At 58.6% G+C, this 17961-nt stretch carries 15 protein-coding genes; 9 read left to right on the forward strand and 6 right to left on the reverse strand.

The window, feature by feature from the left end:
- Positions 1 to 58: 58 nt before the first annotated feature.
- Positions 59 to 817 (forward strand): SDR family oxidoreductase, encoded by a 759-nt coding sequence (locus OXR04_RS16655; protein ID WP_267372108.1) that lies wholly within the window; start codon positions 59 to 61, stop codon positions 815 to 817.
- 37 nt (positions 818 to 854) lie between these two features.
- On the opposite strand, the gene OXR04_RS16660 is transcribed toward OXR04_RS16655, so the two are convergent.
- Positions 855 to 1703 carry a PhzF family phenazine biosynthesis protein gene (locus OXR04_RS16660; RefSeq protein WP_267372109.1) on the reverse strand — a complete coding sequence of 283 codons (849 nt, stop codon included), beginning with the start codon at positions 1701 to 1703 and terminating at the stop codon, positions 855 to 857.
- 108 nt (positions 1704 to 1811) lie between these two features.
- Between OXR04_RS16660 and OXR04_RS16665 the strand changes: the two genes are divergently transcribed.
- Positions 1812 to 2435 carry a glutathione S-transferase gene (locus OXR04_RS16665; RefSeq protein ID WP_009087970.1) on the forward strand — a complete coding sequence of 208 codons (624 nt, stop codon included), beginning with the start codon at positions 1812 to 1814 and terminating at the stop codon, positions 2433 to 2435.
- On the opposite strand, the gene OXR04_RS16670 is transcribed toward OXR04_RS16665, so the two are convergent.
- Positions 2402 to 3889 carry a PLP-dependent aminotransferase family protein gene (locus tag OXR04_RS16670; protein WP_267372111.1) on the reverse strand — a complete coding sequence of 496 codons (1488 nt, stop codon included), beginning with the start codon at positions 3887 to 3889 and terminating at the stop codon, positions 2402 to 2404. The genes OXR04_RS16665 and OXR04_RS16670 overlap by 34 nt on opposite strands.
- Positions 3890 to 4023: 134 nt before the next feature.
- Here OXR04_RS16670 and OXR04_RS16675 point away from each other — a divergent pair, with 134 nt between their 5' ends.
- Complete coding sequence (locus OXR04_RS16675) at positions 4024 to 4611, forward strand: LysE family translocator (protein WP_058956905.1); 588 nt, start codon at positions 4024 to 4026, stop codon at positions 4609 to 4611.
- Here OXR04_RS16675 and OXR04_RS16680 read toward each other — a convergent pair.
- The 3 genes from OXR04_RS16680 to OXR04_RS16690 all read right to left on the reverse strand — a co-directional run bounded on the left by OXR04_RS16680 (position 4608) and on the right by OXR04_RS16690 (position 9698).
- Positions 4608 to 6992: a phosphoketolase family protein gene (locus OXR04_RS16680; RefSeq protein ID WP_267372113.1), complete on the reverse strand. Its 2385-nt coding sequence runs from the start codon at positions 6990 to 6992 to the stop codon at positions 4608 to 4610. The two genes, OXR04_RS16675 and OXR04_RS16680, sit on opposite strands and share 4 nt — an antisense overlap.
- 126 nt (positions 6993 to 7118) lie before the next feature.
- Positions 7119 to 8732 (reverse strand): malate dehydrogenase (quinone), encoded by a 1614-nt coding sequence (gene mqo, locus OXR04_RS16685; protein ID WP_154929131.1) that lies wholly within the window; start codon positions 8730 to 8732, stop codon positions 7119 to 7121.
- Between the two features lie 510 nt (positions 8733 to 9242).
- Complete coding sequence (locus OXR04_RS16690) at positions 9243 to 9698, reverse strand: carboxymuconolactone decarboxylase family protein (RefSeq protein WP_058956908.1); 456 nt, start codon at positions 9696 to 9698, stop codon at positions 9243 to 9245.
- A gap of 57 nt (positions 9699 to 9755) precedes the next feature.
- On the opposite strand from OXR04_RS16690, the gene OXR04_RS16695 reads away from it, so the two are divergent.
- Positions 9756 to 11201, forward strand: a complete 1446-nt coding sequence (locus tag OXR04_RS16695) for a PLP-dependent aminotransferase family protein (protein ID WP_267372115.1) — start codon at positions 9756 to 9758, stop codon at positions 11199 to 11201.
- Here the strand turns inward: OXR04_RS16695 and OXR04_RS16700 are convergent.
- Positions 11191 to 11433, reverse strand: coding sequence for a DUF1158 domain-containing protein (locus OXR04_RS16700; protein ID WP_009087958.1), 243 nt, complete (start codon positions 11431 to 11433; stop codon positions 11191 to 11193). The genes OXR04_RS16695 and OXR04_RS16700 overlap by 11 nt on opposite strands.
- Positions 11434 to 11750: 317 nt before the next feature.
- Here OXR04_RS16700 and mntP point away from each other — a divergent pair, with 317 nt between their 5' ends.
- The 5 genes from mntP to OXR04_RS16725 all read left to right on the forward strand — a co-directional run bounded on the left by mntP (position 11751) and on the right by OXR04_RS16725 (position 17946).
- Positions 11751 to 12326 carry a manganese efflux pump MntP gene (gene mntP / locus OXR04_RS16705; protein WP_058956910.1) on the forward strand — a complete coding sequence of 192 codons (576 nt, stop codon included), beginning with the start codon at positions 11751 to 11753 and terminating at the stop codon, positions 12324 to 12326.
- A gap of 811 nt (positions 12327 to 13137) precedes the next feature.
- A complete protein-coding gene (locus tag OXR04_RS16710; protein ID WP_009087954.1) occupies positions 13138 to 14070 on the forward strand; it encodes an SMP-30/gluconolactonase/LRE family protein in 933 nt (310 codons plus the stop codon).
- A 38-nt stretch (positions 14071 to 14108) separates the two neighbouring features.
- Complete coding sequence (locus OXR04_RS16715) at positions 14109 to 15464, forward strand: MFS transporter (protein ID WP_058956913.1); 1356 nt, start codon at positions 14109 to 14111, stop codon at positions 15462 to 15464.
- Positions 15465 to 15650: 186 nt separating this feature from the next.
- Entirely contained in the window at positions 15651 to 16562 is a 912-nt protein-coding gene (locus OXR04_RS16720) for an alpha/beta hydrolase (protein WP_009087951.1), read from the forward strand.
- On the forward strand, positions 16555 to 17946 hold the full coding sequence (locus OXR04_RS16725) for a hypothetical protein (protein ID WP_167429036.1): 1392 nt from the start codon (positions 16555 to 16557) through the stop codon (positions 17944 to 17946). Before OXR04_RS16720 ends, OXR04_RS16725 begins: the two co-directional genes overlap by 8 nt.
- Positions 17947 to 17961 lie beyond the last annotated feature (15 nt).

Consider the following 17961-nt stretch of genomic DNA (forward strand, 5'->3'; position numbering starts at 1 on the left):
AGATCAATAATTCGCGAATATCCTTAACACGTGTTCAACTTTTCAACAGGTGTGAGAGATGAATCAGAAAGTTGCGTTAATTACCGGTGCAAATCGCGGTTTAGGCCGTAACGGCGCGTTAAAACTGGCTGCCAGAGGCACCGATATCATTCTGACCTACCGCACTCATGCCGATGAGGCTCAGGCGGTTGTCAAAGAGATTGAGGCGATGGGACGGCGTGCAGTGGCGCTGGCGCTGGATGTCGGCGACACCGGTCAGTTTGATCGCTTTGTCGGGCAGGTGAAAGAGGCCCTGCAGCAGCAGTGGCAGCGGGATCGCTTTGACTATTTAGTGAACAACGCCGGGCACGGTCACTATAAGCCGTTTACCAATACCACGGAGGCGGAATTTGACGCCCTGGTGAATGTCCATTTCAAGGGTCCCTACTTTCTGACCCAGAAGCTGCTGCCGCTGATCAACGACGGAGGCCGCATCCTGAACATCTCCAGCGGTCTGACCCGGCTGGTCTATCCGGGCTCTGCGACCTATGCATCGATGAAAGGGGCGATGGAGGTGCTGACCCGCTATCAGGCGAAGGAGCTGGGGGCGAGACGGATTCGGGTCAATATTCTGGCACCCGGGGCGATAGAAACGGACTTCGGCGGAGGCCGGGTGCGTGACACCCGGGAGATTAACGATCAGATTGCTGCACTGACGGCGCTGGGCCGGGTGGGATTACCGGATGACATCGGCGATGCCATCAGTGCGATTCTCAGTGATGAAACCGGCTGGATCACCGCGCAGCGCATCGAAGCCTCAGGCGGGCAGGGCATTTAACCCCCGGCGGCATCGTGGCCCGCCGATGCCGCCAGCCTTACAGCGCGATTGTGCCGTCGATGACGGTGACGGTATGGCCGCCAATCCAGATCGTGCCACTATCGAAGGTCACGTTTACCCGACCGGCACGCTGCAGCGCCGTGCCCTGACGCACACGATAGCCCGTAGTCTGTCCCGCCATGGCAAAGTAACGCGCCAGACAGGCGTTGGCACTGCCCGTCACCGGATCTTCGGTCAGGCTGCCCTTTTCGACCAGCAGGGCGCGTACTTCATACTGCTCCTCTTCTCCCTGCGGCAGGCGACCAAATACCATTATCCCCGATACGTCCGCCTGTTTAAGCAGACGATCGAGTTCGCTGACGCTGGGCTGCAGCGCCAGCACCGCGTCGGCGCTGGTCATCGGTACCAGCAGCCAGCGGATACCCATATCAACCACCGTCGGGCTTTGCGTCAGATCGAAAGCCTCGCTGTTTAACGCTTTCGCCATCAGCCCATCCTGCCAGGGTGTCAGCGTGGCAGCCGGGGCGGCAAACGCCAGTTCACCCATCTCATTAATCTTCACCGTGACGTTACCGACGCCGCACTCCTGCACAATCTCGCCGGGTGTGCGGGTTGGCCAGCCGGCCTCCAGCAGGGCGTGCGCCGTACCCAGCGTGGGATGACCGGCAAACGGCAGCTCGCCTTCAACGGTAAAAATGCGCACCCGATAGTCAGCTTCCGCATGCTCAGGCGGCAGCACAAAGGTGGTCTCCGACAGGTTAGTCCAGCGGGCAATGGCGGCCAGCTGGCTGTCGCTTAACCCCTGCGCATCCATAATGACCGCCAGCGGATTGCCGTTAAAGGCTGATGAGGTAAACACATCGACTTGCTTAAACGCGACCTGCATGGTGACTCCTTACTGAGGGTGTTCAGGGTGGCCTTTTCTCTGCCAGATGATTGCTTATAACAGCTAACAGCGTTATCAATAAGTTAAAGATTCTACCGGAGACTCTGCATGCTAACGATCCTGGGACGCGCCTCCTCAATCAACGTGCGCAAAGTATTATGGCTGTGTGACGAGCTGGATCTGGATTACCAGCGCGAAGAGTGGGGTGACGGTTTTCGCTCCACGCATCTGCCGGAGTTCATGGCACTCAATCCGAATGCGATGGTGCCGGTGCTGAAAGATGATGACCTGGTCATCTGGGAATCTAACGCCATCCTGCGCTATCTGGCGAATGCCTATGGCGGCGAGTGGCTTTATCCGCCCAATCCGCAGGCGCGTGCACCGGTCGATCAGTGGATGGACTGGCAGGCCACAGAACTGAATACCTCCTGGCGCTACGCTTTCATGTCGCTGGTAAGAAACTCTCCGGCTCATCAGGATCCGCGCCTGCTGGCAGCGGCCTGCAAAGGCTGGGCGCACACCATGAGCATCCTTAATCAGCAGCTGGAAAAAACCGGTCGCTACGTTGCCGGACGCAATTTCACCCTGGCCGACATTCCGATTGGTCTGGCGGTAAACCGCTGGTTTGAGACGCCGCTTGAGCATCCCGATTATCCGGCGGTTCGCACCTATTACGAGCGCCTGACCGAACGGCGTGGTTACACTGTCTGGGGCCGCAACGGGACGCCCTGAGCCTCGCAAGCCGGTAGTCCTGACAGTTCACAGGCAATCTCTCCGGCGCGCTGAATCGCCCGGCTATAGCGCGCATCAAACGGATAACAGCAGGAGAGACGCAGCGCATGGTTGTAACGCTCGCTCAGGGAATAGAGCGCGCCAGGCGTGACGCAGATCTGCTCCTGCAGCAATCGGTCAAACATCTCCGTGGTCTTCACGTTGCCGGGTAATTCGACCCAGAAGACGAATCCTCCGCGCGGCAGCGTGGCGCGGGTGCCCTGCGGGAAGTAGCGGGCGATCAGTCCCCGCGCCTCATCCAGATTGGCTGCGTAGCGACGGCGCAGGGTGCGCAGGTGGTGATCGTAACCGCCGGACGCAAGAAACTCCGCCAGTGTTTCTGACAGCAGGGCCGATTCAGCCATCGACGAAACCGCTTTGAGCCGGGCAATCGCGTCGTGAAAACGACCGGCAGCGGTCCAGCCAATCCGGAAGTCGGGTGCCACGGTTTTGGTGAAGCTGGTGCAGTAGATCACCCAGCCATCGCGATCAAACGCTTTCACAGCGGGCGAGAGGGGCCAGTCGAACTGCAACTCGTCATACAGTCCATCCTCGATCAGCGGAACGTGGTAAGTATTCACTAACTTTGCCAGCCGCTTCTTGTTTGCCAGCGACATGCCGCAGCCCAGCGGGTTCTGCACACCGGGCATGGCAATCAGTGCCTTGATGCGCTGCTCCTGCAGCAGCATCTCCAGCGCATCCAGCGACAGGCCATGCTGCGGATCGGTGGGGATTTCCAGCGCTTTAAGGCCCAGCGACGCCAGCAGTGGAAACAGGAAGAAGTAGGTCGGCGACTCCAGCCCGACACAGTCGCCGGGCTGCGTGACCGCACGTAATGCCAGCTGCAGGGCTTCCATGCAGCCGTGGGTGAGGGTGATCTCATCGGCGGTCAGCCGCTGTCCGGCGTGCAGCGCCCGGCGCGCAATCTCCTCCCGTAAGCGCTCACTACCGGGCGGAAGCGCATAGCGCCCGATCAGATTGGGATGACGGCGCAGCAGTGAAGCCGTGATCCGGGCGATGCGGGTCGCAGGGAAAAGTTCACTGTCCTGCGGGCAGGCCAGCGAGATATTGATGTAGTCGGGATGGTTCTGTGCGGCAAACACCTTATCAATCAGGTCGAGTTTACCGCTGCCGGGGTCGCGTACCCGGGTCTTATGCTCACCGTGACGGGTCACGGCGGGCAGCACGCCGCGCACGTAGTAGCCCGACTGCGGGCGAGCCTCAATCAGACCGCGATCTTCCAGCAGCTGCCAGGCATTCAGCACCGTATTCACACTGACCTGATGGGACTGAGCGACACGCCGGATCGCTGGCAGGCGTTTGCCCGGTTTCAGCGTGCCCTGGTGGATAGCCTCAGCGAAGCTGTCCGCCAGCTGCTGATAAAGACGCTGATCGGAAGAGGGAGCAAGGGACACAGTAGCCTCCGGATTGGATGGGTACAATTGCTGCAAACGTAAACTGTAACCATCACAATAGTGATTTTGTGTCACTGTTACCATCCTTTTTCGCGCCGTAGCATAGAGCTCTGTCCACTTTCAGGAGCGCCACTATGCTTGATCCCTCTTTCTTCAGTTACGTCACCGTCATGTCGATTACGCCAGGCCCAAACAATCTGTTGCTGGCGACCTCCGGGGTCAATTTTGGCATGCGTCGCACCCTGCCGATGATGTTCGGCATTTTACTGGGCTGTGCGGTGCAAACGGTGATTGCCGGAATGGCGCTGGAGGTGCTGCTGCACTGGATGTCGGCGATTCGCCTGCCGCTGACGCTGGCAGGCTGCACCTATCTGTTGTGGCTCTCCTGGAAGATCTTTCGTGCTGCCGCCCCCGAAACGCGAACCCGGCCGCAGCCGATGACGCTGCTGGGTGGCGCCTGTTTCCAGGCGATTAACCCCAAAGCCTGGCTGATGGCCAGCAACGTGGCACTGCTCTACAGCGCCAGCAGCGGCGTTGTAACGGTAATGATCTGCTTCATGCTGCTCAATCTGCCCTGCATCCTGATCTGGGCTGCGCTGGGCGACCGCCTGCGCAGCCATCTGCAGATTGCCTGGAAGCGCCAGCTGTTTAACAGCCTGATGGCGCTGTCGCTGGTGGCGACCACCGTCTGGATGGTGACCGACGCGCTGCAGGCCGCTTAATCAGGCGCGCCTGGTGCAGTGGCGGATGGCCATTTCCAGTTCTGCACCTCCGGCAGATCCTCGCCATGTTCGCGGACATATTGGTGATGCGCGGCCAGACGCTGCTGCAAATCCTCCAGCAGCCCGGGATGAGCATCCGCCAGCCCGGGCACGCGCAGAATCGCCTCCTGCGCCAGATGATAGCGGTCCAGTTCGTTGAGTACCGTCATATCAAATGGCGTGGTGGTGGTGCCCTCTTCATTGAAGCCACGCACGTGGAAGTTGCGATGATTGGTGCGCTGATAGGTCAGGCGATGCACCAGCGTCGGATAGCCGTGGAAGGCAAAAATCACCGGTTTATCCTGCGTAAACAGCGCATCAAATTCCGTATCGGATTTGCCATGCGGGTGCTGATCCTGCGTCTGCAGCGCCATTAAATCGACCACGTTTACCACCCGAATCCGCAGTTCAGGCAGCATCTCGCGCAGCAGATCGACGGCCGCCAGGGTTTCCATGGTGGGCACATCACCGGCACAGGCCATCACCACATCCGGCTGTGCATTATCGGGCGTGGTGCCTGCCCAGCGCCATTCGCCCATGCCCGCTTCGCAGTGGGTTATGGCACTGGCCATGTCGAGCCACTGCGGCGCAGGCTGTTTGCCCGCCACAATGACATTAATGCGGTCCCAGGTGCGCAGGCAGTGGTCGCCTACCCAGAGCAGCGTATTGGCATCGGGCGGCAGATAGATACGTACGATGTCCGCTTTCTTATTGGCAACGTGATCGATAAAGCCGGGGTCCTGATGGCTGTAGCCATTGTGGTCCTGGCGCCAGACGTGCGAAGAGAGCAGATAGTTGAGTGAGGAGATGGGCTTACGCCAGCCCAGCTTACGCGTGACTTTCAGCCACTTGGCATGCTGGTTAAACATGGAATCGATAATGTGGATAAAGGCTTCATAGCAGTTGAACAGCCCGTGACGGCCGGTCAGGAGATAGCCCTCCAGCCAGCCCTGACACTGATGCTCACTGAGAATTTCCATGACGCGGCCATCGCGCGCCAGCTGCTCGTCGTAAGGCTCTGTTCTTTCCAGCCAGGTGCGGCTGGTCACGTCGAAGACCGGCGTCAGGCGGTTTGAGGCGGTTTCATCCGGGCCAAACAGCCGGAAGTTGTCGCGGTTTCGCTGAAACAGCACGCTGAGGTAGCGTCCCAGATGCTCGGTAGCCTGCGCCATCTGTGAACCCGGTTCGCCGACCTCGCAGGCAAACGCGGCGAGCGCCGGCGTCTCCAGCTCACGGCGCAGCAGGCCGCCATTAGCATAAGGCGAAGCCCCCATGCGCTTGTCGCCCTCCGGCGCCAGCGCCTGCAGCTCCGGCTTCAGGCGACCCTGTTCATCGAACAGATCATCCGGCTGGTAGCTTCGCATCCACGTTTCCAGAATCTGACGATGACCTTCATCTTCACGACAGGCGGCGACCGGCACCTGATGCGCCCGCCAGAAATCCTCTACTTTTTTGCCGTCGACCGTTTTGGGGCCGGTCCAGCCTTTGGGGCTGCGCAGGATAATCATCGGCCAGCGCGGCACATCGGTCGTGGCGTTGCCCTGGCGCGCCTCACGCTGGAAGGCGGTGATTTTTGCCAGAGCATTGTCCAGCGCTTCCGCCATCAGCGGATGCATTTTCTCCGGCTCATGCCCGCTGACAAACAGCGGTTCATAGCCGTAACCGCTGAACAGCTGACGCAGATCTTCATCGCTGCTGCGACCCAGCAGCGTCGGGTTAGCAATCTTGTAGCCGTTGAGATGCAGAATAGGTAACACCGCGCCATCACGTTGCGGATTGAGGAATTTGATGCCGTGCCAGCTGGACGCCAGCGGTCCGGTTTCCGCTTCGCCGTCGCCGATGACGCAGGGCACCACCAGGTCAGGATTATCGAAAGCCGCGCCAAATGCATGAGAGAGCGAATAGCCCAGCTCCCCCCCTTCATGAATTGAGCCGGGCGTCTCCGGGGCCGCGTGGCTGGGAATGCCGCCCGGGAAGGAGAACTGTTTAAACAGGCGCTGCATGCCCGCCGCATCCTGGCTGATGTGCGGATAAATTTCGCTGTAGCTGCCCTCCAGCCAGGTGTTTGCCACCATGCCGGGGCCGCCGTGCCCGGGTCCGCAGATGTAGATCATGTTCAGATTTTGCTGCCGGATAATCCGGTTGAGGTGGGCATAGATAAAATTCAGCCCTGGCGTGGTGCCCCAGTGGCCCAGCAGGCGCGGTTTGATATGTTCCGGCCTGAGTGGCTCGCGCAACAGCGGGTTATCCATCAGGTAGATCTGCCCGACGGAGAGGTAGTTCGCCGCCCGCCAGTAGCGGTCAAGCAGCGTGAATTCCGGTGAAGCAGGGGAGTAAGACATGCCTTTTCCTCCTGAGTGTTCAGCTAAAAGATCTCTTAACCCTAATAGAGAAACCCCAGGACGACCAGGCAACCGGCCAATAAAAAAGGCCCCGCTGTGCGGAGCCTTTTTATCAGCGGTGCGGAATTACTTGCCGACAACGAAAGCGGTTTCACGTCCTTCATCGTTTGCCGCCATCGGTGTCACCGGCGAATAGTCGAGCTGCAGAATACGGCTGGTTTCGGCCAACACTTTCTCTGTCAGGGCCACGTCACCGTTCAGCTTACGGCCCCAGGAAGGGATGACGGCGCGGATTTTATTCTGCCATTCCGGCGTGGCCATCTGCTCAGGACAGACCTTATGCAGCAGTTCCAGCATAATCGGTGCCGCTGTCGAGGCGCCCGGTGAGGCGCCCAGCAGTGCTGAAATCGTCCCATCCTGTGAGGCGACCACTTCGGTGCCGAGACGCAATACAGCACCCTCTTTCTCATCCTTCTTGATGATCTGCACACGCTGACCGGCCGTCACTAACCGCCAGTCCTCCTGCTTCGCCTGCGGCACATAGGCGCGCAGGGCGTCCATACGGTCGCGATCGCTTTGCAGCACCTGATCCATCAGGTATTTCACCAGATCGAAACTTTTCAGCCCCACTTTCACCATCGGCAGCATGTTGCTGCTGTTCAGAGAGGTGAACATATCCATCAGCGAACCCTGCTTCAGGAACTTGGTGGAGAAGGTGGCGAACGGGCCAAACAGCAGCACCTGCTTGCCATCCAGTACGCGGGTGTCAACGTGCGGCACGGACATCGGCGGTGCGCCGACGCTGGCTTTGCCGTAGACCTTGGCCATATGCTGCGCCACTACCTGCGGATTTTCCGTCACCAGGAACGAACCCCCTACCGGGAATCCGGCGTAGCCGTTCGCTTCCGGGATACCGGCCTTCTGCAGCAGCGGCAATGCCGCGCCGCCAGCGCCGATAAAGATTTTGCCCGCTGTCAGCGTGCGGCGGTTGCCGCTGTTCAGACACTGCAGCGTCACCTGCCAGCGCCCGTCAGCAAGCTGCTTCAGGTCACGCACTTCCTGACGCAGACGCAGGCGGAAGTTCGCCTTCTTCTCTAAGGAGGCGATCAGCTGACGCGTTACTTCACCGAAGTTCACATCGGTGCCCATCTCCGTCCAGGTCGCGGCCACTTTCTGACGGCGATCGCGGCCATTCATGACCAGCGGGATCCAGCGCGCAATCTGCTGCGGATCTTCGGAGTAGGCCATGCCCCGGAACAGGGTGCTTTTCTGCAACGCCTGATAGCGTTTGCGCAGGAATTCGACGTTGTCGTCTCCCCAGACAAAACTCATGTGTGGCGTGCTGTGAATAAAGCTTTTGGGATTGCGCAGGTTGCCTTTCTGGACCTGATATGACCAGAACTGGCGGGAAATCTGGAACGATTCGTTGATCGTCACCGCTTTAGAGATGTCGATGCTGCCATCCGCCTGCTGCGGCGTATAGTTCAGCTCGGCCAGGGCGGCATGACCGGTGCCGGCGTTATTCCAGCCGTTGGACGACTCCTCGGCCACGCTGTCCAGCCGCTCCACCATTTCGATGGACCAGTCCGGCGCTAAATCCTGCAGCCATGCACCGAGGGTAGCGCTCATCACACCTGCGCCAATCAGCAGCACGTCAACGTCTTTGCGCTCCTGCGCGGTAGTGGTGTCCTTTGCCATGGCACTCATCGCGAGCGCAAGGTTTACAGCTGAATTGCACATGAGGCGACATCTCCTCTTCTGTTGACCTGAAGCCCAACAGTTTTGCAGGCGAAATAGTCACGCTTCTTGCGAGCGCGTTGCGCTATTTCTCAAAGGTTAAGTCTCAGGTATAGGTTAAAGCGGTGATAACGGGTTAACTGCACGTTATGCTTTGTCATCCGAATATAACATTCTCACCCCTGAATTAAACATTTGTTTATTTTTTAAATGCAGAAATGATTCAGCATAAGAATTAATCATCAGCATGGCTGCGCGATTAGGGATTTTTTATTGTTAAGTCAGGGGGTTAACCCGGAAAGGATGTTGCGGAAAAGCGCCATGATGGTGCAACGGCAGAATCGATATGAACGGTGCGGAATTATTTAATTATCTGAATTTTAGCGATTTATTATGCAATGCGGAATAGTTTGAATTGTTGATAAAGCAGCCAGATAGGCTCTTGTGTAAAAATAATGTTACATTTTTGTGAGTCTGAAAATGCGCGCGCAGCGGCGCACGCATCGGTTTCACTTATGACGCATTCGCACTGGCAGGCAGCTTTTTCAGACTTATCGCCATGCGGTTGTAGGTGTTCATCAGGCCAATGGCGATGTTCAGATCGACAATCGCTTTGTCACTGAAGTGCTCCCTCAGCGCGGTATAACTTGTTTCCGGCGCACCATGCTGTGCAATCAGCGTCAGGCACTCCGCCCACTGCAGGGCCGCTTTCTCTTTTTCACTGAACAGGGTGCCGGATTCGTGCCAGACCGACGTCAGTACAATTTTATCCCAGCCGATCCCCGCCTTGTTCAGCGCTTTTGTATGCATATCAATGCAGTAAGCGCAGCCGTTAATCTGCGATATGCGCAGGAACAGCAGTTCCAGTAAAGTGAGCGGCAGATCGGTTTGTGACAGATAACCGTATATGCCGCTCAGTGCTTTCATGCCTGCCGGTGCTGCCTGGTGAAAATCGATACGTTCGCTCATCTTATTGCCTCCTGGGATTGATGAGGCGATTTTCGGCCTTTGAATGGAGCAGATAAAGTGCCAAAAAATGAGAGTCTGACTGGTCCATCGCCCCTTTTCTCGCTGACGCTGCAGCGCGGTACGTCGCGTGGTCTGAGCGAACAGCTGCGCCAGCTGATTGAGCAGGCGATTGGTGAAGGCCGTTTACAGCCGGGGGCGCGTCTGCCTTCCTGTCGCGATCTGGCCGCGCAGCTCGGTGTTGCCCGCGGCACCGTCCGTGCCGGTTATGACATGCTGGCCGATGGTCAGTTTCTGGAGACCCGGGGCGCGGCGGGCACCTTCGTCAGCACCCTGCCGCCATTAAAATCGGTCCGATCCGATGCCGGGTGCCTTCCGCCGCACTCTGAAGGGATCGAGGCGTTTGATGCCCCGCCGCTAACCTTCCAGATGGGGACGCCCGCCAGCGATGCGTTCCCGGCCAAAGTCTGGCTGCGCATCCTGCAGCGGCAGGCGCGAATGCAGGTCAGCCGGCCAGCCAGCTATCCCGATCCGCGTGGCAGTCTGGCACTGCGTCAGGCGCTGGTGGCCTATCTGGGGGTGGCGCGCGGTCTGCGCTGTCAGGCGGAGCAGATCATCATTACCAGTGGCTATGCAGGCGCGATGGGGCTGATTGGCCTGGCGATGGATTTTCAGGGCAAAACCGCCTGGCTGGAAGATCCCGGATTCTGGCTGGCGCGCGGCGCGGTGGAAGCGTTGCGGGTCAGCCCGGTTGCGGTGCCGGTCGACGAGGAGGGGATGCAGGTCGCTGCCGGGGTGACGCGTGCACCGGACGCCGCTTTCGCGCTGGTGACGCCGGGCCAGCAGGCACCGCTTGGCATGACGATGAGTCTGGCGCGCCGCCATGCCCTGCTTGAGTGGGCCAGCCGCGAACAGCGCTGGATTATTGAAGATGACTATCTGGGTGAGCTCCAGCCTGGTCATCGCGCCGCGCCAGCGCTGGCCGCCCTCGACAGCGAGGGACGGGTCCTGCATATCGGCACGTTCAGCAAGACGCTGACGCCACAACTGCGGCTCGGTTTTATGGTGGTACCGCCTGCACTGGCTGCCCGGTTCGGTGAGGTGTGCGCGTTACTGGCACCGGCATCAGCAGGATTGCTGCACAATGCGGTCGCGGAGTTTCTGCGGGAAGGTCACTTCATGCGGCATCTGCGGCGGATGAAGCGTGTGTATCACGAGCGGCTGGAGCAGATGGTTGCCGCGCTGCACCCCCATTTTCCGGACCTGCAACGCGCCGGGCTGGCGGTGATCATTCGCCTGCCCGCCGGTTCCCCGGACCAGCTTATTGCTCAGCAGGCGGCAGAGTGGGGGATAGCACCCTCGCCGCTGTCACTCTGGTATCAGGATGCGAAGCAGCGCCGCGCAGGCCTGTTGCTGGGCGCGGCACATCTGCCGCGCGAAGGCTATGCCCGCAGCGCCGGACAACTAAAAGCGCTGGTGGACGCCCATTGTGCCGTCAGGCCCTGAACCAGCGACGCCAGACAAAGCGGATAACGAAAAACTCCAGCGCGCCCAGCAGTAAAAACCAGATGCAGAACACGACCGTGTAAAGCTGATTGAGATCCTGCAGATGGAACAGCTGCAGCAGATGCTGCGCCACGGTCAGGCTGAAGGCAGGGGCGGGCAGCAGCAGCGCCGAGAGAAAACCCAGCAGCAGAATGCCACCAGGCACGATCAACGTTTCAAAAGGGTTATTCATTACCGGTATCCCATCATTATCAGCCCGGCATTTTCCGGTAATTGGTCGCGCGGTTCAATGGCGGTGTCGGGCGCAAAGGCGAATGGAGCGGGGATTCAGGCACTCAGAGTGGCTAGAAAACGCTTTGCCACCATCGACTTAGGTCCATTCATAGCGGAAGATAAGAGTTATAGCCTTTGCTATACTTAAATCCCTGATTTTGCTGTCTTTTTATCTGCGGGTTTGCATGGTAGACTGCGCGCACTTTTTCATAACTGAACACTTTGTGTGGTGAATTCAGCGTGATTAGCCGCTTTTTCGCCCCAGGTGAATAAATCATGACCTTTATTGCTACGTTAATTCTTGCGCTGGGTATGTCGATGGACGCATTTGCTGCTGCGCTGGGCAAAGGTGCGACGCTGCATCGTCCTGGTTTTAAAGAAGCGCTGCGCACCGGTCTGATTTTCGGCTCTATTGAAGCACTGACCCCGCTGATTGGCTGGGCACTCGGCCTGGCAGCCAGCCGTTACATCATGGCGTGGGACCACTGGGTCGCGTTTACACTGCTGGCGTTCCTGGGTGGCCGTATGATGATGGAAGGCTTCCGTCAGACTGCGGCTGCCGAACCCTGTGAAGCGCCAAAAAGCCACGGCTTTGTGGTACTGGCGACCACTGCGGTAGCCACCAGCCTTGATGCGCTGGCGGTCGGCGTTGGCCTGGCCTTTTTACAGGTGAACATCATCACTACCGCGCTGACGATTGGTGCCGCGACCACGGTAATGGCGACGACCGGTGTCCTGGTCGGGCGCTTTATTGGTCCGGTGCTGGGTAAATGGGCGGAAGTGCTCGGTGGCCTCGTCTTAATTGCCGTTGGTTCCACCATTCTGCTGCAGCATCTCGGCTACACCGCATAGTTTTTTATGAAGCGAGAAGCCGTAGTTTTGTGATCGGGTTCAAATTTATTTGCTGTTAAAACGCACAGAAGTTATACTTTTTCAGTATATCTTCAACTTAATTTGAATCAGGTGCTCCATGAAACGCATTTTCAAATACGTGTTCCGTGCTTACGTTGAGACGTTCAAACACGTACCGCCGGGTGCCATCTCCTGAGCACCCCGCAGGAAACCCTCGATAATCGCGGTCAGGGATCGACCGGTGATTATCACCTCTCTGTTTTGCTTCCGCTGACTGAAACCCGCTTTTTCTGCGCCTGAGTTCTGTTCAGGTTGCCGCCTCCGTTTCTCCGTTCTCTTTCTTAAACCCTGAATCGGTTCCATTCCGAAGCATAATTTTCAAATTCGCGTATCTGATAGGGATCGATAACGTATTTGACGTGACAGGTGATCATTTCTTCTCCGGGTATAAAAGGTTAAAAATTATATTTTTTATACACGATTTCAACCCTTTTTCATCATCATTTTAAAAAGCGGCTTCAGCCTTTCTCGCTTTTCGCCCGTCTGCAGTTCATGACCTGGCCGGTACATGTCAGCATAATTTGTGAGTGATATCTTGTTTACATAATAAACAAGCTCATAACACTGGCATCAGCGCCAGTGTCGTCGATATAGTGATTTCATCATGTACACCTGAGTTTTACTCAGTAAAACAGACTGTGAGGCAGGCTATGTTCGCTGATGAGACACCGCTGATTCACCGCAGAGACGCGCACGTGCGCACGGATTGTGTCAGCCGGGTTAAGGGATTCACTGAAAAGGACACCATTCTATGACTTATCTGACGCAGGCGGATGTCAGGGAGACATCAATTTTTACCCGGCTGCCCGACCACTTTCGTTCCCCTGATAGCAACAATGTCTGGGCTGCCGCCAATCGTGGAGGACAGCTTACCGACTCCTTCCTGGAAGGGCCGGTCTGGCACCCTTCCGGTTGTCTGTACCTGACCGATATCCCGTATGGCCGGATATTCCGGGTCGATATGGCAGGCAACTGGGATCTCGTCGTGCAATATGATGGCGAACCGAACGGCATGAAACTCGTCGATCCGGATACCCTTCTGATTACGGATTATCATCACGGGTTAATGAAGCTCTCGCTTAAAACGCAGGACGTGACGCCGTGGCTGCCTCGCCGCCACAGTGAGAGCTTTCGCGGTGTGAACGATTTAACGCCCGACAGCCGGGGCAACCTCTATTTCACCGATCAGGGTCAGACGGGACTTCACGATCCGACTGGCCGTGTTTATCGTCTCAGCCAGGACGGACGACTGGATATCCTGCTGGATAACTGTCCAAGCCCAAACGGGCTGGTTCTGTCGCCAGATGAAAAAGTGCTTTATGTCGCGATGACGCGCGGCAATGCCATCTGGCGCGTGCCGCTTCAGCGTGATGGGTCGGTCAGCAAAGTGAGTCAATATTTTACCTCGCACGGGCCCAGCGGTCCCGATGGACTGGCCATCAACGCGCAGGGTGAACTACTGATTGCCAATCCGGGGCTGGGTCGCGTCTGGCTGCTCAACGATCTGGCTGAGCCTGCCGAAATCCTCACCAGTCCCGCCGGACGCTCCACCACCAACCTCTGCTTTGGTGGCGAAAATTTACAGCAGCTGTTTATTACCGAATCGGTCAGCGGCAGCATTCTTACCTGTTCAATGAAGACGCCCGGCCATCCACTGTCCTTTATGTCCACTGCATTTCTCTAAGAACAACTCTGCGTTCTCTGAACGCAGCGGAGGCACTCATGAATCTGCATACTGTAAGCACCGGCTCACCTGCGGAGCCGGAAACCGTGTCCGGCGATCGTGAAGAGATGAATCAAAAGGATTTTGAACAAAGTGAACAGGCAGCCGGTAAAGCGTTTCGCCGCATCCTGCCTTTTATTTTCATCTGTTATGTCGTCAGTTATCTGGATCGCACCAACGTCAGCTTCGCGGCGCTGGGCATGAATGCCGATCTGGGCATCACGGCTGAGCAGTTCGGATTCGGCGCCGGGATGTTTTTTATCGGCTATTTTCTGTTTGAAGTGCCCAGCAACCTGATCATGCAAAAAGTGGGCGCCCGTATCTGGATTGCCCGCATCATGATCTCATGGGGACTCATCTCCATGGCTACCGCCTTCGTGTCCGGCCCCCTGAGCTTTGCCTTTGCCCGTTTTTGTCTGGGGGTGGCCGAAGCCGGATTCACGCCCGGTATTTACCTGTTCTTCACATACTGGTTCCCCGGAAGCTGGCGCGCAAAAATTACGGCCGCCTTTTTAGTCGGGATCCCCGTCGCCAATATCATCGGCGCTCCCCTGTCGGGGATGCTGATGCAAATCACCGGGCATGAACATATCCGTAACTGGCAGTGGCTGCTGCTGCTGGAAGGGTTCCCGGCGGTGATCCTCGGCGTGCTGTGCCTCTTCTTCCTTAACGACCGCCCGGAGAAGGCAAACTGGCTGAGCGACACGGAAAAGTCCCTGCTGAGCAGACGACTGAAGAACGAGCAGCAGCAGATTGAAAAAGCACACGGCTCCAGCCTGCGCGATGCGCTGCGGAATCCGCTGCTTTATCTGCTGGCGTTTATTAACTTCTGCGGGATTGTCGGTTCGATCGGGGTGGGCCTGTGGATGCCGCAGATCATCCGCCAGCTTGGCGTCAGCCACACCACCACCGGTTTCCTGACCGCATTACCCTACATTTGTGCCGCGTTCAGCATGCTGTTCTGGGCCCGGCGGGCCAATGCCTCCGGACATCGCATTCGCTGGATCAGTGGTGCACTCGTTATCGCCGCCTTTGCGCTGGCCTGCAGCGCCGTCGTGAATGAGCCCGTTCTGAAGATGCTGGCACTCTGCTTTACCGTCAGCGGCATTCTCGCTTTTCAGGCCTCATTCTGGGCTCTCCCTTCGGGCTTTCTTACCGGCAGCGCAGCCGCAGGCGGATTAGCCATGATCGTCTCTGTCGGGAATCTGGGCGGCTTTGTCGGCCCCTCCCTGATTGGCTATATCCGCCAGAGCAGCGGGGGATTTACCTGGGCACTGCTGGCGGTCTCTGCCGTGCTGCTGATTGGGGCGTTCTCCGTGGCATTAATCAAAGATCCCTATCGCAAAGCACAGTAAAAAGTGGGAAAAGGCGCGCTGGCGCCTTTTCCCTCTCCGCGAATCCGGGGGCTGAAGACACGCTTTCCGGCGTCCCGCCTCCACGCAAGAGACACGCTGAACTTTTCCTCGCCATGACACCGATAAACCGCCTCCCATCCGATCCCGGCCTACACTGAATTATTCTCCCCGAAACAGGAGCAGTGGATGAGCCAGAAGCAGCGACGAAAACAGGCAGCGATGGTGGCAGGCGTGGGATTAGGTGTGGCGGCCACCCTGTGGGGCATGAAACGCTGGCAGCAGCTGAAACAGACACCGCCGGTGTCACCGCGCAGCCACCATGCCGGCATGGCCGGTTACTTTCAGCAGGTGGGCGACTGGCGGATGTTCACCCGGGTCACGCCCAATGAGGATAAGGGACTGCCGGTGGTGCTGATCCACGGACTGGTGATGTCAGGCCGGGCGATGGAGCCGCTGGCGCTGGCGCTGAGCCGCGACTATCACGTGCTGGTGCCCGACCTGCCTGGCTTCGGAGCCAGTACGCTGCCCGCTTCTGCGCCGGTGATGTCAGTCGACCAGCAGGCGGAGGCGCTCTGGTTGTGGCTGCAGCACAACGGCTTTCAGCGCGCAATCTGGGTCGGTAACTCGTTTGGCTGTCAGATTCTGGCCGCGCTGGCGGTGAAGCATCCGCAGGCGGTGGCGGGGCTGGTGCTGCAGGGTCCGACGGTGGACCGCCATGCCCGCAGCCTGCCGCGACAGCTGTGGCGCGACTGGCGCAATGGCCGGCTGGAAACCCGGCGACCGCCGGGGCCGCTGGCCCGCATCGATTACGCTAAAGCGGGTCTGCGCCGCGCCTTTGGCACGATGCGTGAGATGATGCGCGACCACATCGAGCATCGCCTTACCTACATCAATGCGCCCACGCTGCTGCTGCGCGGCTCGCGCGATCCGGTCTGTCCGGCACGCTGGCTGGATGAGCTTGCCGCGCTGATGCCGCACAGCGAACTGATCACACTGCGCGACGGCACGCACACCCTGCATTACGTCTATCCGTGGAGTTTCTGTCACGCCATTCGCCCGTTCCTGGCGCGCATTCAGCAGGAGAATCAGCATGAGTAAACCCCCGAAAGGTATTGCCCGTTTTGACTCCGCCGCAGCGATGCTGCTGGCGCTGGCGAATGCGCTGCACGATCGCCCCTTTGCCAGTCCCAGCCAATCTCCGACGCTGGATCGGCTGCTGCCGTCGCTGAACCGGCTGCCGACCGGACTGCGGGAGTGGGGCTACGCGCTGGGCGGGATGGCAGAGGGCATCAGCCTGCGCCAGGCGGGGGAGCTGGATGTGGAGGGCATCGCCGAATGGATGGTCAGTGAGTATCCCCAGCAGGATTATCCCGCCGCCTTTATCGGCTCGTCGAACGGTGCGCTGATGCATCTGGCGGCGGCGATGGGCGTGCCCTGGCTACCACAAACCTTTCTCTGCCCGGTGCGGGCAACCAGCAGCGATCCCGATGATGCGCAGGCAGGTTTTGAGGAGGGTAAAGAGATTGCCGCTGCGCTGCTCTCGGCCTGGCCGCGGCTGGCGGTTCACCATATGCAGGACCCCAATCAGGATCGACTGATGCTGGACCAGATGCGCTATTTCCGGCTGAAACTGCGCGACCTGCCGCTGGCCTTTAACGAGTTCCTGATGGGCAGCCTGCCTGCCGGATCCACCCTGTTCATTAATCACTGTACCCGCCAGTGGCCGGTCACGCGCACCAGCGATCGCTCCTTCTTTCAGTTTGGCGCGCTCGGCGGGGCAACCGAGCAGGAGTATTTACAGGGTGGTCCGCGGGTTGCGGAGTATCTGGCACGCTATGGCGTTGACCGCGAGCGCTGGACACCGCCCGCCATCACCGATCGGGTGCCGGAAGCGGAGTGGGGGCTGGATGGCTATCTCATCTCGCCGCTGAAAAAGCTGGCGGAAGCCCAGAACTGGAAGCTGATGGAGATTCGCTATGAAGATCCGGAAGCGATGAGTTATGTGGTGGCAGAGATCTATCGTGACTGGTATCTGGCTGCCGGTATTTTACCGACCCGTCTGACGGTGGACAGTTTCCTGCTGATGGACCCGTGGAGCAGCATCCGGCAGCAGGCTATCCCGTTCTGGCTGGTGTTCTGCACCGAGCCGTCAGCGGCGGCCCTGCAACGCTTCCTGGAAAAACAGCCGCCGTTCCGCAATATCGACATGATGCTCTTTTCTCACGGTACCGACAGCATCGGGTTGGCGGAGATTGATCGCTGGCGGGCGCTGCTGGCCCATGCCCGTGATGAGGGGGTCTTCATCGGCGTGGATGAAGAGCGGTTCCCGCGCGATTTTGCTACCTTTGCCCGCTTCGACTCGGCGCTGCGTGAAAGAGCACCGCTGCTGCCACCGCCACCGCCGCTCAGCACGGAGAAGGTGATCGCCGGTATTCAGCGTTACGGGGCGAAACATGGGGTTACGCTGACGACGCTGAGCTGACCGCCGCGCCGTCAG

Origin of the sequence: Pantoea sp. GM_Pan_3, assembly GCF_026541045.1 — a bacterium.
Lineage (GTDB): Bacteria > Pseudomonadota > Gammaproteobacteria > Enterobacterales > Enterobacteriaceae > Pantoea > Pantoea anthophila.